This is a genomic window from Allobaculum sp. JKK-2023, assembly GCF_034745455.1.
Lineage (GTDB): Bacteria > Bacillota_I > Bacilli_A > Erysipelotrichales > Erysipelotrichaceae > Allobaculum.
The window spans coordinates 2,355,786-2,376,019 of the sequence record NZ_JAYERV010000003.1 but is presented as its reverse complement, the minus strand read 5'-3'; the positions used below and the strand labels follow the sequence as shown (position 1 = coordinate 2,376,019).

Sequence of the window (20,234 nt, the reverse complement as noted above, 5' to 3'; positions counted from 1 at the left end):
CTTATTCTATCACATCCATCTCAGAGCTTTGTGCCGCCTTTCGTCAGCGTTTGAAACCGACTGGCAAAACCATTAGAATAGGCATGATACAGGCCCTTCCTTTCTGAATCCGCAATCCAGTGGTCTGGATCTTCATTCAGAAAACCTGGCCTGTTCTTCAAAGGTATCTCTGAAGCGGATGATGATGCAATCTTTTTCTTTCTGATCCGGCTGTTTTCTATCAAGAAACGTCTGCCTGAAAACAAACGCGCAGCCAACTGATTTTGATCTGCCAAACGCCAGCAGATCCAATGCCACCAGGACAGACCCTGCGCATTTTGCTGGGCCTGAACATTTCGCATCCAATTTTTGCAAAGATCCCTTTGAGTTTTAAACAACCAGTAAACAGGAGTTGATCACGATGGAACTTTCCAATGAAAATATTATTTTTGATACCGATCCACGCATTCGTCAGTCCAGTGCGAATGTTCCCCTGCCTTTAAATGCAGAAGACAAAGAACTGCTGCAGGCACTGTATCAGTATGTCAAAGACAGCCAGGATGATGAGCTGTGCGAAAAACGCAACCTTTCGCCAGCCGTAGGCATTGCCTCCATCCAGGTTGGAATCCCGAAAAAGCTTTTAGCCGTTGTCGTTCCCATGGAAGATGGTACAACGAAAGAATACGCTCTGGCCAATCCAAAAATTATTTCCAAGAGTGTGCGCAAAGCGTATCTGCCAGGGGGCGAAGGGTGTCTGAGTGTACCTGACCTTCATGAAGGACCGGTTGTCCGCTCCAATCACATCAAAGTGCGCGCCTATGATCTGTTAACGGATCAGAACGTTGTCATTGAAGAAACCGGCTACCCGGCTATTGTCCTCCAGCATGAAATTGACCATCTTTCTGGGATTCTCTTTTATGACCGGATCGTTGACCAGGTAACGGATGACATGATCGCGGTTGAATAAGACAGAAATCAAACGATCTCAGGAATGTAAGACTGGAATTGCGGCTCAATTGAGCCGCTTTTTTCTTTGAACCGGTCGAACATGGTAGAATAAATGCAATATGAAGACACCTTGTTCTGTCTCAATTGCGATGGATCCCCCTCTATTTTGAAAGCAGCCGGCTTCAATCATATTTCAGGCCGGTTTTATTACGAATCCATGAATCTCTGTTCCCTTTGTTCTGTCTGTTCTTTTGCGTCTGATGACCTGTGGAACAGGTTTTCTACTCTTCCAGTCTGGATCGGGGAGATTCCATCTTATTCGGCTAAGAAAGGATGAAAGCTGTATTGTCTACAATGAATACCAATCAGAATACCAACCCATCAACTCATAAAGAAAAGAATTCCAATTTTCACAAAACAGTCCGTGTGCCCCGGCGGATTTCTTCAAACAACGCGGCCAACAAGACCAAAGTACTCGATGGCGACACCCAGATTTATGCCCTGGGCGGTTTAGGCGAAGTTGGCAAGAACATGTACTGCTACGAACATGGCAATGAAATTGCCATTGTCGACTGCGGCGTGCTCTTTCCTGATGATGAACTGCTTGGCGTCGATTACGTCATTCCAGATTACCACCACCTGATTCGCTGCAACAACAAGCGCAAGATTCTGGTCATCACGCATGGTCATGAAGACCATATCGGGGGCATCCCGTTTCTGTTAAAGCAGGTGAACATTGATGCTATTTATGCTCCCCGCTTTGCGAAAGCTTTAATCGAAAAAAAACTGGCTGAACATAAAGACGCCCCCAAAGTCCCCATTATTGAAATCAATGAAGATTCGGCTGTTAAAACCAAATACTTCAACATTGGCTTTTTCAACACGATCCACTCCATTCCAGATTCTTTAGGGGTCATGATCAACACACCAAACGGTTCGATCGTTCATACCGGTGACTTTAAATTCGACCTGACGCCAGTTGGTCAGAACGCGGATTACCAGAAAATGGCCTACATCGGCGCCCTGAAACCCGATCTGCTCATGTCAGATTCCACCAACTCCGGTGTGGAAGGCTTCTCCATTTCGGAAAAAGATGTGGCCCGAGAAATTTTGCAGATCATGAAAAACTCCAAAGACCGCATCATCATCGCGACCTTTGCTTCCAATGTGTACCGGGTTGCGCAGATTATCGATGCGGCCATCAAAACCGGCCGCAAAGTCGCTGTCTTTGGACGGTCCATGGAAAATGTCGTGGAAATCGGCCGCAAAATGGGCGTCATCAAGATCAGAAACTCCGATCTGCTTTCGCCTGAAGAACTGCGATCAACCCCGGATGATAAAGTCTGCATTTTATGCACCGGCAGCCAGGGCGAGCCATTAGCAGCCTTGAGCCGGATTGTCAACGGTACCCATCGGTTTATTCACCTCAAACCCACCGATACCGTAGTCTTCTCCTCTAACCCGATTCCAGGCAACGATGCCTCGGTTAACAAGATTGTCGATAAGCTGTTCCGCTCCGGCGCAACGGTTTTAAACAAATCGATCCTCAACAATCTGCACACGACCGGTCATGCTTCCAAGCAGGAGCAGAAACTGATGATGCAGCTGATCAAGCCGAAATACTTTATGCCCATCCATGGCGAGCACAAGATGCTCATGCAGCATCGCCAGAGCGCCATGGAACTGGGAATTCCAAAAGAAAATATCTTCGTCTGCGCCAACGGCGACGTCCTGCTGTTACGAAACCATGAAGTGATTCAGTCTGACTGGCGCTATCAGGGTGATGATATTTATGTGGATGGCAACGATATTTCCGGCCTGTCTACTGCTGTTCTCAAAGACCGTCGAATCCTGGCTGACAATGGCATGGTTGCAGTCATTGTGCCGATTGATTCTTCGACCAACTCCCTGCTCAGCCGGCCGGTCATCGTCAGCCGCGGCTTTGTCTTCTTAAAAGACTCACAGGCTTTGATCAAAGAAGCGGAATTCATCATTGCCAATGCCCTTCAGAATAAGATGAAGGAAAGAACGACCTTTGCGGATATCAAAAACTGCATTCGTTCCTCCCTCGAACCTTATCTCTATAAAAAGACGCACCGCAACCCGATCGTCATTCCGGTTATCCTGAACTCCCGCAAAGCGATGGAAGAAATCGCCGCCCAGCATCGGCTGCGCACCCAGAACCGCCGGCAGAACCATCGCCCAAATGGCCGAAACTACAACAGCCATCGTGATCATCATGATCACAACAACAATGGCAGCAGTGCAAACCATTCCGACGGCCCAACCAACACCCCGACGCAAGAATAGCCTCATCAGCCCGCAGTCCATGCGGGCCTTTTTCATCGGTTCCAGAGACTGGATGGATGACAAGTTCTGGCAGTCAGGAAAGAAACAGCCCCCCTGTTGAAGTCAAAGTCTGCCCCCCTATGCGGATCTGAATCTCTCTGGAAGAAGAAATCCGCCAAGCACGTCCGCTTTCATTCCAGCAAGTTTTCTTGCGCCAGTTTGGAATTGTACGCAGATGTTCTATAATTGAGAAATTGAAAAGCTCTGGCCTGAAGTCAGAGTCAAGACTTGAAATCAAACCACAGGAAAGGAGTGAGAGGAATGGGTCGTCTTCCCCGCTGGCAGAAAATACTGATGATTTTTCTTGGTACAGTGACTGTGCTGATGCTCTGTTTTGATGTCACCCTGTATCGAGCCTTTTTCTATAATCCTCAACACATTACCACCCGCTACGAGACCATTTCGAGCCCGCTCATTCCTGAATCGATGGACCAGGTCTCCATGGTTTTTCTGAGTGATATTGAATATGATGAACAGACTGATCCCGAAGGAAAAATGGACGCTCTTTTCAAGCAGGTCCAGAAACTCAATCCGGATGTTCTGCTGTTTGGCGGCGATTTGTTTTCCGCCAATGCCGAACTGACAGATGAGGTCCGCGAGAAGATGGTCAACTGGATTTCCTCCGTCAGCGCTCCGCTTGGAAAATTCGGAGTCTTTGGCGAACAGGATCTGGCTGGCGAAAACCATCGACTGATTGTTGAAGACGTTTATCGCAAAGCACAGGTTGAGCTGCTCAACAATCGCTCTGTTTTGTTGGCAAACCAGTCCGCCAGCGGGATCCGGTTAGGTGGATTTGATGTCAATGCCGATGCGCTCTTTCTCAAAGACAGTTTTCTCAATGAACAATTCTGCCTGCTCTTATCACACTATCCAGACAATCTATTAGCGGCTGACCAGAATTCCCTCAATGCCAATTACGCTCTTTGCGGCAACTCGCATGGCACCCAGATCGACTGGCCGGTTCTTGGCGGCTACAAGATCTTTAATGGCAGCCGGGAGATCAACCGTAACCATCAACAGCAGTTAAACTTCCCATATCTGATTTCTAATGGAATTGGCTGCATTGATGTCCAGGCCAGACTCAATTCTCCGGTAGAGATTGTCTACCTGACTTTGTGCCATACAAATTCTTAGCTTTTTTGTCCAATAAGGAACTTCGTAAAAGTAATTCCATATTTAATGCTACACATAATTCCCATAATTGATTTTCTCAGTCCGACCGAATCCACTGAGACAAAACTGTGTTTCTGATTTTAGCTTCCATTCGTTCTATACTTTAACCGAAGAACTCGTTTTCCTTTGGAGGTATGGATAATGAAGAAAGCCTACGAACCCAGTGATGAAGTTAATTACTACCTTGAATTCTACAATGCCATGCAGGACAGCTTTGATGAACCAACAAATCGAAAAGCTCTTGCCTGGATCTGCGAAAAGTGTGGATACGGAACTCAGCACTATGTCCAGACCGTTACCCATACTGACCCTAAAACGATTGAGCGGGGCAGAAAAGAACTTCATGGGGAGGTTCCAACTCCAGAGCAGGGACGCCAAAGGCTCAAGGGATCAGGCCGTAAAACAGTCATAGACCATCACCCAGAGATTTTGGATGACCTTCATATGATCATTGACGACCATACCTATGGCAATCCGATGAATCCATTGTCATGGACCACTCTTTCTGAATCCAAAATTTCCGAAAAATTCATGGAAGAATATCAGATTTCTGTCTCCCCTTCTGAAGTTGGCATTCTCCTTGAAAAAGAAGGATATAGCCGTCAGAACAACAAGAAGATGCTTCAGGCAGGCAAACCGCATCCAAACCGTGATGAACAGTTTCAGACGATTAACGCGACCGTCAAAGAATTCCTTGACGCGGGGGACCCAGTCATCTCCGTAGATACAAAGAAGAAAGAGAACCTTGGCAATTTTAAAAATAACGGTACGGAATACCGGCCGGCTCATGATCCCAGACTTGTTTTGGACCATGACTTTCTGGATAAAGAACTTGGAAAGGTCAATCCTTATGGGGTCTATCTTCTCAATAACAATACAGGGTTTGTAAATCTGGGAACAGATCACGATACGAGTGATTTTGCCATAGAAAGTATCCGCAGATGGTGGAATACTGTCGGAAAACCGACCTTTCCAAATGCAAAGCGCCTATACATCAACTGTGATGGTGGAGGAAGCAACGGAAGCAGATGCCGTTTATGGAAAGAAGATCTGGCTAAACTCGCTGAAGAAACAGGACTGGAGATCTGGGTCAGCCATTTTCCTCCTGGAACAAGCAAGTGGAACAAGGTCGAACATCGGCTGTTTTGTTATATCACCCGAAACTGGGAGGGCAAACCGCTTTATGATATCGAGACAGTAGTTGAGCTTATCAGCTCAACAACGACAAAAACCGGACTGAAGGTTAAATGCGTTGTAGACGATCACGAATATCCAATTGGCAAAAAGGTATCGGATGAGGAAATGTCCAAAATCGACATCACACATTTCGGGAATGAAGCACATTGGAATTATATAATCAAGGGGCTTAAGTCTGAATAAATTGGGATTTATTTTTACGCAGTTCCTAAGATCCCGCTTTTCTGATGCCATCCGGCATTTTCATCTGTGAAAAACAAATATCGCGTCTGTTCGTTGTGGACAGACGCGTTTTTCATTTCTGGATCTGGGACTTTCTTCCTTTGAGAGGAATTCCTGAAGAGCTGCTCAAAAAGAAACCACCATTCTTTTAGTTTTTGACTGTCGTCCGATGGAAAACAAACTGCAGGGATTTGCCAAAAGACCCTGAGTTTTTATAATAAATCTGTCACGACAGGGGTGCTGCCTGAGGGCAGCTGAGAAAAATACCCTTTGAACCTGATCTAGTTCGAACTAGCGTAGGAAGTCGAAAGACGAACTGCGCCTCTTTCCATGGAGGTATTTTTTTATGACAACTCAGAACGTCAAAACAAAATTGACGACCAAGGACGTAGCCTATGTGGCCATGTATCTGGCTTTGTTTTATGTCCTTGACTTTTTAAGCAACAGTCTGCCGCTCTTTCGGATGCCAAATGGCGGAACGTTAGGGCTTGGTACGATCGCTCTGCTTTTGGCAAGTTATCAGCTAGGCTGGAAGCTTGGCTTGATGACATCTCTTTTATCCATTCTGCTTCAGTTCATGACCGGACAGATGTATCTGTTGGGATTCACACAGTTTTTGTTAGACTATTTCTTTGCGTTTGGCGCCTATGGTCTGGCCTGCCTGTTCCCCAACTATAAATATTTCTATTCCGGTGTTCTGATCACCAACTTGGTTCGATTTATCTCATCGACCATCAGCGGGGTTGTTTTTTATGGTGTTGATCTGTGGGGATCCATTGTCTACCAGGCAACGTATCTGATTCCAACCACCATTGTTGGCCTGATTCTGGTTCCGCTTCTGATCAAGGCGATGGGACCACGTTTTTTCAAAAACGTTTCCCATAAGTAATTAAAGTAAGTAAGTAATGAAAGAACAGAAAGAGAATAAGATTAGGGAAACTCATTCAATTGTCGTGCACGGAAGGCGAAAGCCTTCCTTTTCTTTATGCCTCGTTCTTTATGCCTCACTTCTTTATGCGCCACTCTTATATTGATCTGAGTGGTCGCCTGATTCCAATGCTACAATGAAGTTGCCAAAAATCATTTCACTGCATCACCTTATTCAAAAAAGGGGGGGGGGGAAAATATGAACAGAACGATTAAACTCTGGTGGCTGGCCTCTGGAATTATGGCAGTCCTGTTTGGATTTACCTGTCTGCTCGACTACCTTCACCATTTTTCCAGCCATGCCGTCACCACATCTGCACCGTATTGGGCCTTTGTGGTTGTACGGGCGATTGAATTTTTGATTCCAGCTGCTCTTTTTGCGCTCATTGCTCTGTATCTGATGTACCGCCATCATCATAAAAAAGAGGGAAAGAAAATCCATGTATCGCATTAAGATCAGCGCTCTGGCGCAGGCCCGTTATCCCGAACTGGAAGACCGGTATGAAAACCCATTACCTGATCCCTGTTCTCTCCATATTGGCCAGGAATGGATCAGTGATGAATGCACTATGCCCCCGGGCTTTTGTCCAAGCGCATGGCAAAGCCTTTATCCTTACATCTTTGCGCTGGCCAGTGGCGCTGACAATCTATTTGACGGCTGGATGAAAAAGCCGGGAACAGCGATGGTCAGCTGCTCGGATGGATTTCGGCCGATGAGCTTCTATCTGGAAAAAATTGAATCTGATCCAGATTACAGCGAACAAAATTCCAGCGCAGAAAGTTGCGAATAAAAAGCCAGGCCAGACAGGCAACAGCACCCAAAACAGGCAGCCTGTTGCAGACCTGCGCCCTCTTCTTTCTCTTTTTAGAACTCTTCTTTTCAGACCTGGAAACAGGTCTTTTCTTTTTCTGTTCTTATTGACTGGTACGCCATCCTTTTTAGCAGCAGCCAATAAATTTCGATCAATTCTGCTCTAACAGGAAGACAACCATTTGATTTTGAAAGGCCAACCCCTCAAGATGAAAGAAATAAAGTAAACTTGTTTACCCATCGTTTACTGGAGGTTTCTATGGCATCGTTAAAAGATATAGCCGACCGTGTCGGCATTTCTAAAGCCGCGGTCAGCCGGATCCTGAATGGCAAAGGCAGCTTTTCCCGCGACACGATTTATAAAGTTGAAAAAGCTGCCCGAGAGCTCAACTATACTCTTCCCTCAATGGCTGCCGAAGAGAACAACAATAGTGCCAACACGATTGGACTCATTGTCCCGCTCTCTCACATTCCCTATTTCGGTGTTTTGTCTTCACGCATTGAAGCGGCCGCCTATGATTATGGATATGGGCTTTTGCTTTGTTCTTCGGCCTATGAACATCTCAACAGCGAAGAATTTGCGGCCTGGCTTCGCCGCCATCGAGTAAGTGGTCTGATTGTCGGTGTGATGCTGAACCACCCGGCTGAGCTGACCGATCTTGGCCTTCCGGTAGTTTCTGCCGGACTGGAAATTGCCCCGGAAATCCCGAGTGTCAGTGCAGATAACCTGTCCATGGGCCGAATTGCTGCCCGTCACCTGCTCAGCCGCGGGTGCAAAAATCTGCTTTATATTTCCAATTCCAATTCTGGTCTGAAAAACGATCATCGGTATCGGGGCTTTTATCAGGAGCTGGAAAAAAACCAACTCGTCGCCTGGCCGACGATTCTTGCGGATGATCATAACGATTCCCGGGCCATTAAAGAGATGATCACGGAAACGTTGATGGATCATCCCGAAGCGGATGGTATTTTTGCTGAATCCCAGACGCTGGCGCTCGAATGCGTTCGAACACTCCAGGACCTTGGCTATCGAATTCCTGAAGAAATCAAAGTTATTGGCTGTGGAAGCCCTTATTTTGGGTCGTATGCCGTTCCCCGCCTGACGATTCTTGAGGAAAACACCGACCTGATTGCCAAAAAAACGGTTTCCCTGCTCGCTGACCTGATCGAAGGCGGTCATCCAACCAATGACCATTTGACCGTTCCAGTTTCTTTGCAGATCAACCAGACGACCTGACAAGCCTTGTTACTCGCAACGGACACGTTCCTTTCTGCTTTCTCTTTCTGATTCTCCTGTTGATGAAATTCAGGGTCTTCCTTACTGGAAGGCCCTTTTAAGTTAACGGTTTATTCATTCCATAAACTTCGTTAAATAAACGGTTGACTTAGATAGGTAAACAGTTTATTCTGAACATGTAAACAGGAAAGAGAGAACAGAATATGTCAGAGAAAAATTACGACACACTTTCAGATCAGATTCTCGAGCTGGTTGGTGGAAAACAGAACGTCACCCACCTGCTCCATTGCGCCACCCGCCTGCGCTTTAATATTGCCGATTATGATCAGGTCGATATTGAAGGACTCAAAAAGCTCAATGGTACGCTGGGCGTTCAGAAAGTCGGGGAACAGCTGCAAGTCATCATCGGACCAGATGTCAGCAAGGTCTATGACATTCTCCAGACCAGGCTTGAAACAGAATTCGCTGCTCAGGCAAATACTTCTGCTCCTGCCAAAAAGAAGAAAATCACACTCAAATCGATTGGCAGCAGCATTCTTGATGCTTTATCTGGATGCCTGGGTCCAGTGATTCCAGCCATTGTTGCCTGCGCCTTCTTCAAAATGATTCCGGCTATCTTGGGGCCGGGGATGCTCAACTGGATTACAGAAGAAAGCAGCCTGTATATTCTTTGTACCTTTGTCGGAGATGCGGGCTTCTATTTCTTCCCCGTTCTAATCGGTCTGACAGCTGCCAAAAAATTTGGAGTTACCCCCGTTCTTGGCGTTTTGCTTGGCTGTATCATGATGCATCCAACCTTGGTTTCCATGGCGACCGAAGGAGTAAATGACTTTACTGTTTTTGGAATCCCCTGCCTTCTCCAGAACTATGGATCTACCGTTATCCCGATCATTCTGAATGTGTGGGTCATGAGCTACATTGAAAAATTCTTCAACAAGAAAATTCCAAGTTCTTTACGCAACGTCTTTGCACCTGCCTTAACCATTGCGGTCATGCTGCCCATTTCCCTGTGCATTCTCGGTCCGCTCGGTTCGTATCTGGGCACTTATGTGGTTGGCTTCCTGCTCGGTCTTGGGAACTATGCTGGCTTTATCGCTACAGCTCTGATTGCCGGTCTGTACCCGCTGCTGGTAATGACCGGTATGCATATGATGATCATCGCTGCTTTATTCCAGGTTTTTGCCACAGTTGGCTACGATGGTGTTGCCGCTCCGGCTTTAACGATTTCCGCATTCGCAGTAATGGGAACGGCCATCGGTGCCGCTCTGGCCTTAAAAAACAAAGCAGAAAAAGCAGAAGCCGCAGAATTTGCGATCACTGCCGTGCTGGCTGGAACATCCGAACCAACCCTTTACGGAATCTGCGCCCGTTATAAATCCCCTTTCTTAGGGCTGCTTGGCGGCGGCTTTATCGGCGGCCTGTATTCTGGACTGACCGGAGTCATTTCCGCCACCCTGGTTCCATCCACCAACCTGACCAGCCTCTTATGCTTTACTGGTGCAAGCAGCGCTAACCTGATTAACGGAGTCATTGCCAGCGTGCTTGCTTTAGTCAGTTCCGCAGTCATTACCTTCATTGTTTTAAGAAGAGACCAGAAAAAAACCGCTCTTGCCTGATGGATTCCGATCCGCCCGTTTTCCGACTGGAACAGTGCAAAAACGGTCTGTCCAATCGGTTCATTAAAAATTAAAGTTAAAAGCTAAAATAAAAGTGGAAAGAAAACCAGCAGAGATTCTGGTTTTCTTTCCATACTTTCAAAAGAAAGGAACGCGGCCGAAAACCGCCCTATACCGCCCTATATATGATCACAAAAACAATCCCAATTTCAAAAGAAGCCGTTCTGGATCTCTATATTCAAGACCCAGCCGTCTCCTTTCAGACCTATACAAAACGCCCGGCTCTGATTATCTGTCCAGGCGGCGCTTATCTGATTCATGCAACAAAGGAAGGAGAACCTGTCGCGCTGAATTTTCTGGCGCGTGGTTTCCATACTTTTGTACTCAAATATACAGTAGCTACAGACCGTCTTCACCCGGAAAAAGGAGTCAATGTCAAACTTCGCTACCCGGCGCCGTCCATCGAATTGATGGAAGCTATCCACCTGATTTGTGAGCATGCCGATGAATGGTTTATCGATTCTGATGCCATCTTCCTGGCTGGATTTTCAGCAGGAGCGCATGTAGCGGGAACAGTCGGCTATCGCTGGAATGATCCAGAACTGGTCAGTCAGCTTTCCTTCACTCCCCAGGGTAATGAGCTCAAGCCTGCCGGTCTGGTTCTTGGATATCCCATGGTGGCGGACAATCCCGGAAATTTTAGCTGTTCGGCTGCTTCAAGCAACATTGAACTGGTCAACCAGGTTCTTTATGGAACCCAGAATCCCTCACTTGAGCAGATTGAATCCGTCAAACTTAAAAACTACGTTCAGCCGCAAAGTGCTGTTCCAACTTTTATCTGGCATTCAGTGGACGATTCCGTAGTCAGTCCTAATTTAAGTCTGGAACTGGCTCAGACACTGATGCATAACCAAATCAATTGCGAATATCATCTGTTTTCTCATGGTGGTCACGGCCTAGGGCTGGCAAACGAAGATCCAGCCTTACGGGTATGGCCATATCTGGCAGAAATCTGGATGAAATCCTTGGAGAAGAACAATGAATACGATTCCTGATGAGACCGTTTATGAATATCGAGCATCCAAAGATAAATTGAATGCTCCAATTATAGCCAGAGCTCTGGAAGGACATTTTGAAAAAGACTGCGTTCTCACTGAATACGGGCAGATTGAATTCATGATTTATCGTCCTGAATCCGCCGACGAAAATGTACTTCTGCCAGCCGTCTTCAGTTTCCATGGAGGCGGGTTTGTTCTTGGCTATTACGAAACCGATGGCCCGTATTGCCAGAAACTGGCCAATCTGAGCGGATGCGCCCTGATCAATGTGGACTATCCGCTTGCACCTGAGCATAAATTTCCCAAACCTCCTCTGGCCTGCTATGAGGCCATCCAGAAAATCCTTGAAAAGTCCGATCTCTATCATCTGGATTCTGACTCGGTCATTGTCATGGGCCACAGTGCAGGCGGATGTATTGCAGCCGATATCTGTCTGCTCAATAAAAAGGAAAAGAAACTTGCTCTGCAAGGCCAGATTCTTGACTATGCTCCATTGAAGCAATCCGTTTCTGAAAACGATCGTAAAGCCCTCGAACCTTCGAAAGCCATTGCACCAAGCCGCATGCTTCAATACATCAGCTGGTACTTCAATGATCTGAAAGACTTGGAGGACCCGCTGGCTTCGCCGCTGCTGGCCGATCTGAGTGATCTTCCCGATGCTCTGGTTATCGGCGCCGAGTATGATTCCCTGTGTCAGGAAGAAAAAGAGTTTGTAAAAAAAGCCAGCAGCCAGGGCACAAATGCAGAGTTTGTCTTCTACCCTGGGGTCTGCCACGGCTTTACACATGAACATTTAAAAGAATACAGCCCCAAACAAGCAGAAGATGCCTGGAAACGGATGGCTGATTTTATCAAAATTCATACCCATCCTGACTCCAAAAACTGATTCTGTTTTTTCTCGCTGTCCCAGCTAAAGATCACCACTTTGCTGGATTGACACATTGAACGAATTGAATCGATACTGACCTTATTCTGGTCCTTGACATCTCAGCCCGCTTTCGCGCTTATTTCTCCTGGCAGTTCTGGATACGCCCTTATCCAAAACTGCCCTTTTTCTTTTGGATCTTCCTTCAGAATCGAATTCTTCTTTTCCAGTCAATGAAGTTTTCACAACCAGCAAAATCGTTCCTGCCAGAAGGATGAAAAACGCAGAAAGCAAAAAAAAGAAAAAACAGCCACCCTTTCGAGTGGCTGGACTATACAGATTTCATAAGCCATGTTCTGTTCTTACTTGCGTAAGTGCAGCAATTTATCTATGCTTTCGCATCCATCTTCCGCTTCAGTTCGCATCCGACGGTTCCCCTACCAAATTTGGGTTTCTCGCTTGCGGGGTTTACCCGTTCCACCTTTTCCGTTTCCAGAAAAGCTTCGTCTCTGTGGCACTTTTAAAGGTCTTGGCCATGGGATAAATCCTTTAGGCTTCGACTCAGCCGTCTACCCTTGCGGGCATCCCAGCCTTATTGATTGGACTGGCACAAACACTACAGTCATCGCAGACTGTGCGAGCATGGACTTTCCTCTAACGTCTGGTAACGCCAGCAGCTGCATCCATCTGTATAGGTTGAAACAAAATTTTAGCGGCCAAATACTGCTTTTTCAAGTTTAGCGACTCTTTCTTCCAGCGTTGGTTCTTTGCTTTCTGCTTTGAACTGTGGAGTCACTGCCGTTGAACGTTCAACGACCTCAGCATCGATTATTTCCTGTGGTGCCGAAGTATCATCGAGGCTCGTTTTTGCCAGTGCGGCCTGTGCCTTGGCTTCTTCAAGCTGCTTTTGAGCCGACTCCAGCTGTTCTTGCAGCTGTTTCTGGCTGGCTTTGAGCCCAGCGTTTTCTTCACTGAGTTCCTTGATCTTCTGATCACAGCTGACCAGGGCACTGGAAAGTTTCTGGGTCTGTTCTTCGTATTCCTGGTAATCTTCAATAATCTGATCCAGGTAGGCATCTACTTCACCGGCAGAATAACCGCGCGAATCAACCGAAAACTCTTTATCATAAATGTCCTGTGCTGACAAAATTACTGGCATAAAATTTCCTCCATGCTTGATGATTATAGCATTTTGCATAAGCAAGACAAGTCCCGGACGACTGTTTTTGTGATAATTTTACATTTTATCACAATTGTATTCAGTCCAAGAAAATGTATCCGCTTGCGCATCTCGGGCATTTTAAGGCTGGCCCGATCGTTTCTGGCAGATATCTTACAATAATCTTCACCAATTTAAAGACTCTCTGAGCATCTGGATTAAAATCACTTTAGATAAAGTCTAATTCACGACAATTTCCCACGATTGAAAGCCATTGCCACACACTGCTTTCATTGAAAGAGCTCATTATTTTCTATATAATCTGCCTGTGACTAACAATGTTCAATACCCGAACAAGCTCAACCGCCCACGGGTTGTCACCCGGATGTCGGATAACCACGCCGACCGCGGTTCGAGCCTGGAAGACGATCTCAACGCTTCCAACTTGTATTACAAAGAAAAAAAGACTGCCCTGATCTACAAAAAGCCGACCCCCATTCAGGTTGTCAGCGTAGATTATCCAAGACGTGGACGGGCCAAAATCACCGAAGCCTATTATCGCACCCCCTCCACAACAGACTATAATGGTCTGTACAGGGGAAAATATATTGACTTCGAAGCCAAACAGACCCAGAACCGGACCAGTTTCCCAAAGTACCTGATCCAGCCCCACCAGATCGAACATCTGCAGATGGTTCATGAGCAGGGAGGAATTGGTTTTTTTATTGTACGGTTCACAAAACTGCGCAAGACATTTCTGGTGGACGCCATGGAAATGATCGAAGCCCACAACGATTCTTTGCGGCAATCCATCCCCTATGAATGGTTTGAAGAACATGGGGATTTACTGGAGGTGGGGCTGTATCCTCGAATCCACTACCTTAAAGCAGTCGACAGACGATATCTGAAAGGAGATGTTCATGAAAACGAATAAAAACGCAGACGACAAGTCTGCTTCCAATCCGTCTGGCCAAAACCGCGGTTCAGGCCGAAAGCCAAGACGGAAACTCGATATCTGGAACAAGATGGCGGTTGCCGTTCTGACTCTGTTTTTAGTCGGATGTGTTTCTGTCTTCTTTGTACTGGTCAATATCATCAACGATCCGGATGGAATGCGCTTTTCCAAAGACGGATTGTCTACGATGTCCAACTCCCGGATTTTCGACAACCAGGGCAACATGATCTATGAGTTTGGTGCCGAAATCCGTGACGATATTACTTATGAACAGGTTCCGCAAAACCTCATTGATGCCTTCCTGGCTGTCGAAGACTCCCGTTACTTTACCCATAACGGGTTCGACCTGCCCCGATTCATGGCAGCTGGTCTTGCCAACCTGAGATCCGGCAACTTTTCCCAGGGTGGTTCGACACTGACCATGCAGATGATCGATAACGCCTTCACCAAAAACCAGGAAAGCAAGATGCTGGCGGAAAAAGGCTCCATCTCCAAACTGGAGCAGGTCAAACTCAAGATCCAGGAAATTTACCTGTCTTTGATTGCTGAGCAGACCATCGATAAAGAGGACATTATTGAATATTACCTCAACCGGATCTGGTTTGGATCCGGCGGAAATACCCGCGGGGTGCAGAAAGCTGCCAAGTACTACTTCGACAAAGACGTTTCTCAGCTGAACCTTGGAGAAGCTGCCTTCCTGGCAGGTTCCATCAACGCTCCCTACACCAACAACCCGCTCAACAACATTCACGCCAGCACCGATGAATCGGCTGGCCAGATTGACCACCTTGCCGCGGGCCAGGAACGCCGCAACGCGACCCTTGAGCTGATGCTCAAACATGGCTACATTACGCAGGAAGAATATGACCTGGAACGCAATGCTGACTTAGCCTTTGCGCTCGACTGGAAAGAAACAATCACCATCGATCCAAACCAGGCCTACATTGACCAGGTTATTGTCGAAGCCCAGCAGTTGTCCGGTCAGGACCCTGCTATTATCCCGATGGATATTTACACAGCCCTCAACACCGGTGCTCAGGCTGAGCTCGATAAAATCATGAATGGCGAAATCATTCCATTCCCGAATGAAATGATGGACGTCGGAACCGCAATTGTGGATAACGCCACCGGTGAAATCATTGCGGTTGGCCCTGGCCGTCATTACCATTCTGACTCTTCCGTCAAACAGGACAACTCGATCAATACCAAGCAGCCTGGTTCTTCCATGAAACCGCTGCTCGCCTATTGCTCTACCTTTGATATTCTTGGCTGGGCTACCACGCACACCGTTGTCGACCAGCCAAAAGACTACTGGCATGCCGGAAGCAACCTGCGAAATGCGGATGGTAAATATGATGGTCCGATGTCTCTGGCCAAAGCCCTTGGTGTTTCCAAAAACACCCCGGCTGCCCAGGCGATGATCGACCTGGTAGACACAACTGGAACCGCCTACTGGATCCAGTTCTGTAAAGATCTTGGCTTTGATGACGAAGTTGCAGAACGCTTTGCGCCTCAGTACGCCATTGGTGGTGCCGACATGTACGCTTCGCCGGTTCAGATGGCCAGCGCCTACTCGATGTTTGCCAATCAGGGAACCCGCGTCAATGCCCACCGCATCCGCCGCATTATCCGTCGTTCAGACAATGCGGAAATCAACGGCAACTCTACAACATACGAACTGATTTCAACGCAGGCAGCCTATATGATGTCTACCCTGCTCAAGGATGTTGTCTATGGCGGCTACCAGAACTACAACGAAGTTCTCGCCAGCCCGAACTATACCGCTTATGGTAAATCCGGTACATCTGACTGGGGCAGCGAAGGCGCCCAATATGGAATTCCATCCGGCGTTATGAAAGACGAATGGTCGCTTGGATACACCAGTACCTATTCGATTGCAACATGGTCCGGGTACCTGCCAGTCTACTTTATGCAAGGTTACTACATGACCTGGACCGAACTTGAAGCCGCAACGGCCTTCCATATTAACCGCTACATGCTGGACTACCTGGCAACTGGCGGTGACTACCACCCCATCGAACGTCCAGATGGAATCAGCGATTATAATGGCGGTCTGATTAAGAGTGAATTTGCTTCCCGCGGGGATACCAACAGTACACCTGTTGTGAACCAGGACTACACAGACTCCGAAGAAAAAGATGCCGAGCGAAGTGCCTGCGAAGGCTCTGGCGGAAGCTTTGACAACGGAGCCTGCCATTGCCCGGATGGCTATGAGCTGAATGGTTCAGCCTGTCTGCCAGCCGTTGACTCTTCCGAAAAACCTTCTGAAAAACCATCAGAAAGTGAACAGCCGAGTCAGCCAGGAAATAACAACGGCAATGGCAATGGCAATGGTAATGGTAATGGTAATGGCAATGGTAATAACAACCAGCAACCAGTCTTGCCTGATCCAGAACAGCCAGGCGGGGATGTGAATCAGCCAGGCGGTGAGGTAAATCCACCAGCTGAAGAGCCAGACCAGCCAATCATCAACAACCCAGGCCAGGGCGGGGATGTGAATGAACCAGCGCTGCCTGATGTTCCTGTTGAAGGTGAAGATGCTGCAGAAAGTGCCGAGGAAAGCTCTGGGATTGAAAATGCGATCGTGGCAACAGCCAGATCCCTTACTTCCTACTCCCAGAACTCCATCTTCCACACTCGTTCGAATGTGAGTGTCAGCTTCTATCCAGCCAGCTCACCTGCCGAACAAAGACGGCGTGCTTTCTATCAGAATCAGGCCTTTACAGCCTGATCCTGAAGGATTTTCAAGCTCAATGGATAAAAACCAGTCAAAGGATGATCTTAGCGATTTTCGCGGATCATCCTTTTTCTTTTTGCGTACTTCTTCAGAAAGCCGCTTTGATCAGTTTTTTGCATGATTTCTTTTCTCCGGCTTCTTTCAGTCTGACAATTTTCAATCTGGTCTTTCGCTGGAATTTGAGAAAAAAAGTCTGCACCGAATAGACGATACAGACACATAAAATGATATTGAGTCAATGAGAAAGAATGAACCTTAGATAATCGAAAAAGTAGAAGCACAACTTTGGATTTTAAACTAGTTTAGCTATACACATCAATGACTGTTACAGATGAGTATAGCCGCGCATTCTACTTCGTTCCTTATCAAGGTTTAGATGAGTTGGAATTTCTATATCTAAAATTTTATAAAATTGTTTTACGTGCTTGTTAGGAACTTCGATCACAACTTTTTTATTAGGTCCTAGGCAGCACATCAACGATTGGGTTTTCCCAAATAATCGTGATGTAGATACGCCGGTATTTTCCATTTGTTTTCGAACGAGCAACAGAATGATTGTATCGATAATATCGTGCAGGATTTTCCCTCTGACTGTTGTATCGCTCCATTTTGAAAGAGGAAGCAGTTCCAAATATTCTTTACTGGTTTTGAAAACTGTCTCTATCTCAGTGCGGCAGAAATACCGATAAAGCAAATCTTCAGGAGAAGTATCGATGTTGGATAGAAGAACAAAATATCCGAATTTGACAGTCATCCAGTCCTTGTCTTTATCCTTCATCTTTTGAAACTCATCTTTGTGGTCTTCAAGATAATCAATAAAGTGGTAAAGCGCATTGTTCTGATCTACATAAACGTAGGCGTATTCGTCATATTTTCCGTATAGTTTGATTTTCTTCTTTCTTCCGAAATAGGTGTGATCCTTACGAACAAACTGGTATTTCCCTTTATTTATCTGGTCTTTGAACTGCCAGTAGAGTTCTTTGAACGGGTACCCCCGTCTGGCTGGCATCCGGCTGATGACGGATTTTGAACTTCCAATATGGAAAGCGGCTATCAGCGGCTCACATACATAGCCAGCATCAAGAACCAGCGATTCAATTTCAATATCCAAAGTCGAAGCGACATCATTGACAATGTTCATCACCGTGCTTAAATCCAGCACATTGCCAGGAATGATGTCATACCAAACTGGCAGGCCAGTCGCATCGTCTAAAACCAAGACCAGGCGGATTTGAATTTCAGATGACGAAAGTCCATGGCAGCATAGTGCATTAAAAGGGTTGTTGGTAATCTGGTTTGGAAGAGGAGTAGAGTCTACGTAGCATCCCTGGCCAAATTTTGGATTTTGTTTCTTCATCAGCTTTATAAACTCTTTGAAGAATGCCACCCGGGTTTTATCGCTTCCCAGCAAAGAGAAAAAAGCTGTATCGGAGTGTAGGGATTGAATTGGCAAGTCTTCAAATAAATAAGATGCATAAGATTTTTCAAGAAAATCATCACAGCCAATTTTTGATCCATCTCTGAGAACTCCATGAAGAATATGAGCAAGAACCCTTTCCAGTTCTTCTTTTTTTGGAAAAACCGTTTTGAAAACCTCCAGCAGGCCACGTTTTTCTAAAAATTGTAGAAGTAGATATGAGTCACCAAAAACCGTATGAATTTGCGGCTCTGGGAAAACCAGCTTACATTGGTTCTCTTTTTCTTCTTCTGAAACAGGAGAAAAAGTATCCGTAGTCACGTTATAGTGAACTAAACCACGTGTTGGAGAAAGAAAAACCCCGGATTTCTTATCCTCAGCAAGTGAAATCACCTTGCCAAGACGTTCTAAAACCTGTTGAGCAGAATGGTTTTTCCTCTCTGGCGCATAAATAGACTTAACAATGGCCGCGGACCCAGAGACTATGTTATTTTCAGCATCACGAACGATTTTCTGAACCTTGATATAAGCCATAAGTAGAAGCACACTCCTCTATGCTTCAAAGTAGAAGCACATTTAGTATAGTTCTACCGAGGAAGATATGAAATTTAATTGATGCTTAAAGGGTTTGTTGGAAAAATAGACAGTGTGCTTCTACTTTCCTGATTATCTAAGGATGAATCATCAAAATTGCAAAGCAATTGGTCATGCACTTACAAAGTGCAGCCTTGTTGACTATTCATGTTTGTCGTCAGCTTAGAGTTCACCGTTTTCCAGCTGATGCAAAACGGAAAGCAGGCTTTTTTCCAGAGATCGGCACTTGATTGCATATTGTTCTTCTGGCTGCTTCATATCCGGAATGCAGATGACATCAATTCCAGCCCGGCTACCCGCTTCAATGCCGCTTTCGCTGTCTTCCAGGATGACTGCTTCTTCTTTACGTACACCAGCTTTGTTCAGCGCCTTTAAGAAGATGTCCGGATTGGGCTTGCCGCGTTCGACTTCACTGCCGCAGACGGAATCATCAATCAGATCCGTAATGCCTGCTTCTTCAAAAATCGTATCCACACGATTTCGTTCCGAACTGGTTGCTACAATGGTCCGATAGCCATTGTCCTTAAGATAGTGGAGCAGTTCGATCAGCCCTTCTTTGACCGGTACGCCTTCACTCGCAAAGACGCGGGCCATTCGAAGATGGTTTTCCTTCATAATGCGGGGAATTGGAAAATCATCGCCAAAGGCGTCATAGAAAACCTGGTGGATCCCCGGGACTGGCTTACCCAGGCAGAGCAGGTAGGTTGGCTCGTCGAGGATTTTTCCCTCTTTGGCACAAAGCTCCTGATAGCCTTCAAACGTTACTCGTTCGGAGTCGATCATCAGGCCATCCATATCAAATATCACAGCACGTTTCATCTTTGTTTTCTCTCCTCTTTTCTTCATTATACGAAGAAGCGAAAGAGCCAGAAATCCATATTTTTGCCGTTACGTTCTTGATGTACCATTTCTTTATACCATTTCTTCAAAATTCCTTATTTTCTGCAGGCGCTGCTTTTTTCTGCTCAA

Annotated in this window: 17 protein-coding genes, 1 other RNA gene and 1 riboswitch; of the genes, 13 read left to right on the top strand and 5 right to left on the bottom strand. The window is 46.3% G+C overall.

The window, feature by feature from the left end:
• Positions 1-20: 20 nt before the first annotated feature.
• A complete protein-coding gene (locus U4956_RS09605; protein ID WP_323090433.1) occupies positions 21-341 on the bottom strand; it encodes a hypothetical protein in 321 nt (106 codons plus the stop codon).
• Positions 342-400: 59 nt separating this feature from the next.
• Here U4956_RS09605 and def point away from each other — a divergent pair, with 59 nt between their 5' ends.
• The 11 genes from def (at position 401) to U4956_RS09550 (ending at position 12,403) form a co-directional block, all read left to right on the top strand.
• Positions 401-946, top strand: coding sequence for a peptide deformylase (def, locus tag U4956_RS09600; RefSeq protein ID WP_323090432.1), 546 nt, complete (start codon positions 401-403; stop codon positions 944-946).
• Between the two features lie 335 nt (positions 947-1,281).
• A complete protein-coding gene (locus U4956_RS09595; RefSeq protein WP_395529363.1) occupies positions 1,282-3,237 on the top strand; it encodes a ribonuclease J in 1,956 nt (651 codons plus the stop codon).
• Positions 3,238-3,537: 300 nt separating this feature from the next.
• Complete coding sequence (locus tag U4956_RS09590; protein ID WP_323090430.1) at positions 3,538-4,410, top strand: hypothetical protein; 873 nt, start codon at positions 3,538-3,540, stop codon at positions 4,408-4,410.
• A gap of 180 nt (positions 4,411-4,590) precedes the next feature.
• Positions 4,591-5,829: an ISAzo13 family transposase gene (locus U4956_RS09585; RefSeq protein ID WP_323088158.1), complete on the top strand. Its 1,239-nt coding sequence runs from the start codon at positions 4,591-4,593 to the stop codon at positions 5,827-5,829.
• Positions 5,830-6,091: 262 nt separating this feature from the next.
• Positions 6,092-6,188, top strand: a riboswitch (TPP riboswitch).
• A gap of 26 nt (positions 6,189-6,214) precedes the next feature.
• Positions 6,215-6,757: an energy-coupled thiamine transporter ThiT gene (locus U4956_RS09580; protein ID WP_323090429.1), complete on the top strand. Its 543-nt coding sequence runs from the start codon at positions 6,215-6,217 to the stop codon at positions 6,755-6,757.
• Positions 6,758-6,994: 237 nt separating this feature from the next.
• The gene (locus U4956_RS09575) at positions 6,995-7,249 is read left to right on the top strand and encodes a hypothetical protein (RefSeq protein WP_323090428.1); all 255 of its coding nucleotides are present in this window, start codon (positions 6,995-6,997) and stop codon (positions 7,247-7,249) included.
• Positions 7,236-7,586 (top strand): TIGR04076 family protein, encoded by a 351-nt coding sequence (locus tag U4956_RS09570; protein ID WP_323090426.1) that lies wholly within the window; start codon positions 7,236-7,238, stop codon positions 7,584-7,586. Before U4956_RS09575 ends, U4956_RS09570 begins: the two co-directional genes overlap by 14 nt.
• A 279-nt stretch (positions 7,587-7,865) precedes the next feature.
• Positions 7,866-8,843: a LacI family DNA-binding transcriptional regulator gene (locus U4956_RS09565; protein WP_323090425.1), complete on the top strand. Its 978-nt coding sequence runs from the start codon at positions 7,866-7,868 to the stop codon at positions 8,841-8,843.
• Between the two features lie 203 nt (positions 8,844-9,046).
• Positions 9,047-10,459 (top strand): PTS transporter subunit EIIC, encoded by a 1,413-nt coding sequence (locus tag U4956_RS09560; RefSeq protein WP_323090424.1) that lies wholly within the window; start codon positions 9,047-9,049, stop codon positions 10,457-10,459.
• A gap of 185 nt (positions 10,460-10,644) precedes the next feature.
• On the top strand, positions 10,645-11,514 hold the full coding sequence (locus U4956_RS09555) for an alpha/beta hydrolase (protein WP_323090423.1): 870 nt from the start codon (positions 10,645-10,647) through the stop codon (positions 11,512-11,514).
• Positions 11,498-12,403 (top strand): alpha/beta hydrolase, encoded by a 906-nt coding sequence (locus U4956_RS09550; protein WP_323090422.1) that lies wholly within the window; start codon positions 11,498-11,500, stop codon positions 12,401-12,403. The genes U4956_RS09555 and U4956_RS09550 overlap by 17 nt, the downstream gene beginning before the upstream one ends.
• A gap of 319 nt (positions 12,404-12,722) precedes the next feature.
• Here the strand turns inward: U4956_RS09550 and rnpB are convergent.
• Positions 12,723-13,071, bottom strand: an RNA gene (gene rnpB / locus U4956_RS09545) — RNase P RNA component class B.
• Between the two features lie 20 nt (positions 13,072-13,091).
• The gene (locus tag U4956_RS09540; RefSeq protein WP_323090421.1) at positions 13,092-13,541 is read right to left on the bottom strand and encodes a DivIVA domain-containing protein; all 450 of its coding nucleotides are present in this window, start codon (positions 13,539-13,541) and stop codon (positions 13,092-13,094) included.
• 385 nt (positions 13,542-13,926) lie between these two features.
• Between U4956_RS09540 and U4956_RS09535 the strand changes: the two genes are divergently transcribed.
• Positions 13,927-14,475 (top strand): Holliday junction resolvase RecU, encoded by a 549-nt coding sequence (locus U4956_RS09535; RefSeq protein WP_416347423.1) that lies wholly within the window; start codon positions 13,927-13,929, stop codon positions 14,473-14,475.
• Entirely contained in the window at positions 14,462-17,248 is a 2,787-nt protein-coding gene (locus U4956_RS09530; protein ID WP_323090418.1) for a transglycosylase domain-containing protein, read from the top strand. Before U4956_RS09535 ends, U4956_RS09530 begins: the two co-directional genes overlap by 14 nt.
• 331 nt (positions 17,249-17,579) lie before the next feature.
• On the opposite strand, the gene U4956_RS09525 is transcribed toward U4956_RS09530, so the two are convergent.
• Together U4956_RS09525 and U4956_RS09520 are read right to left on the bottom strand one after the other, a co-directional pair.
• Positions 17,580-19,205 (bottom strand): transposase, encoded by a 1,626-nt coding sequence (locus U4956_RS09525; protein ID WP_323088133.1) that lies wholly within the window; start codon positions 19,203-19,205, stop codon positions 17,580-17,582.
• Between the two features lie 222 nt (positions 19,206-19,427).
• Complete coding sequence (locus U4956_RS09520; RefSeq protein ID WP_323090416.1) at positions 19,428-20,084, bottom strand: HAD family phosphatase; 657 nt, start codon at positions 20,082-20,084, stop codon at positions 19,428-19,430.
• Positions 20,085-20,234 lie beyond the last annotated feature (150 nt).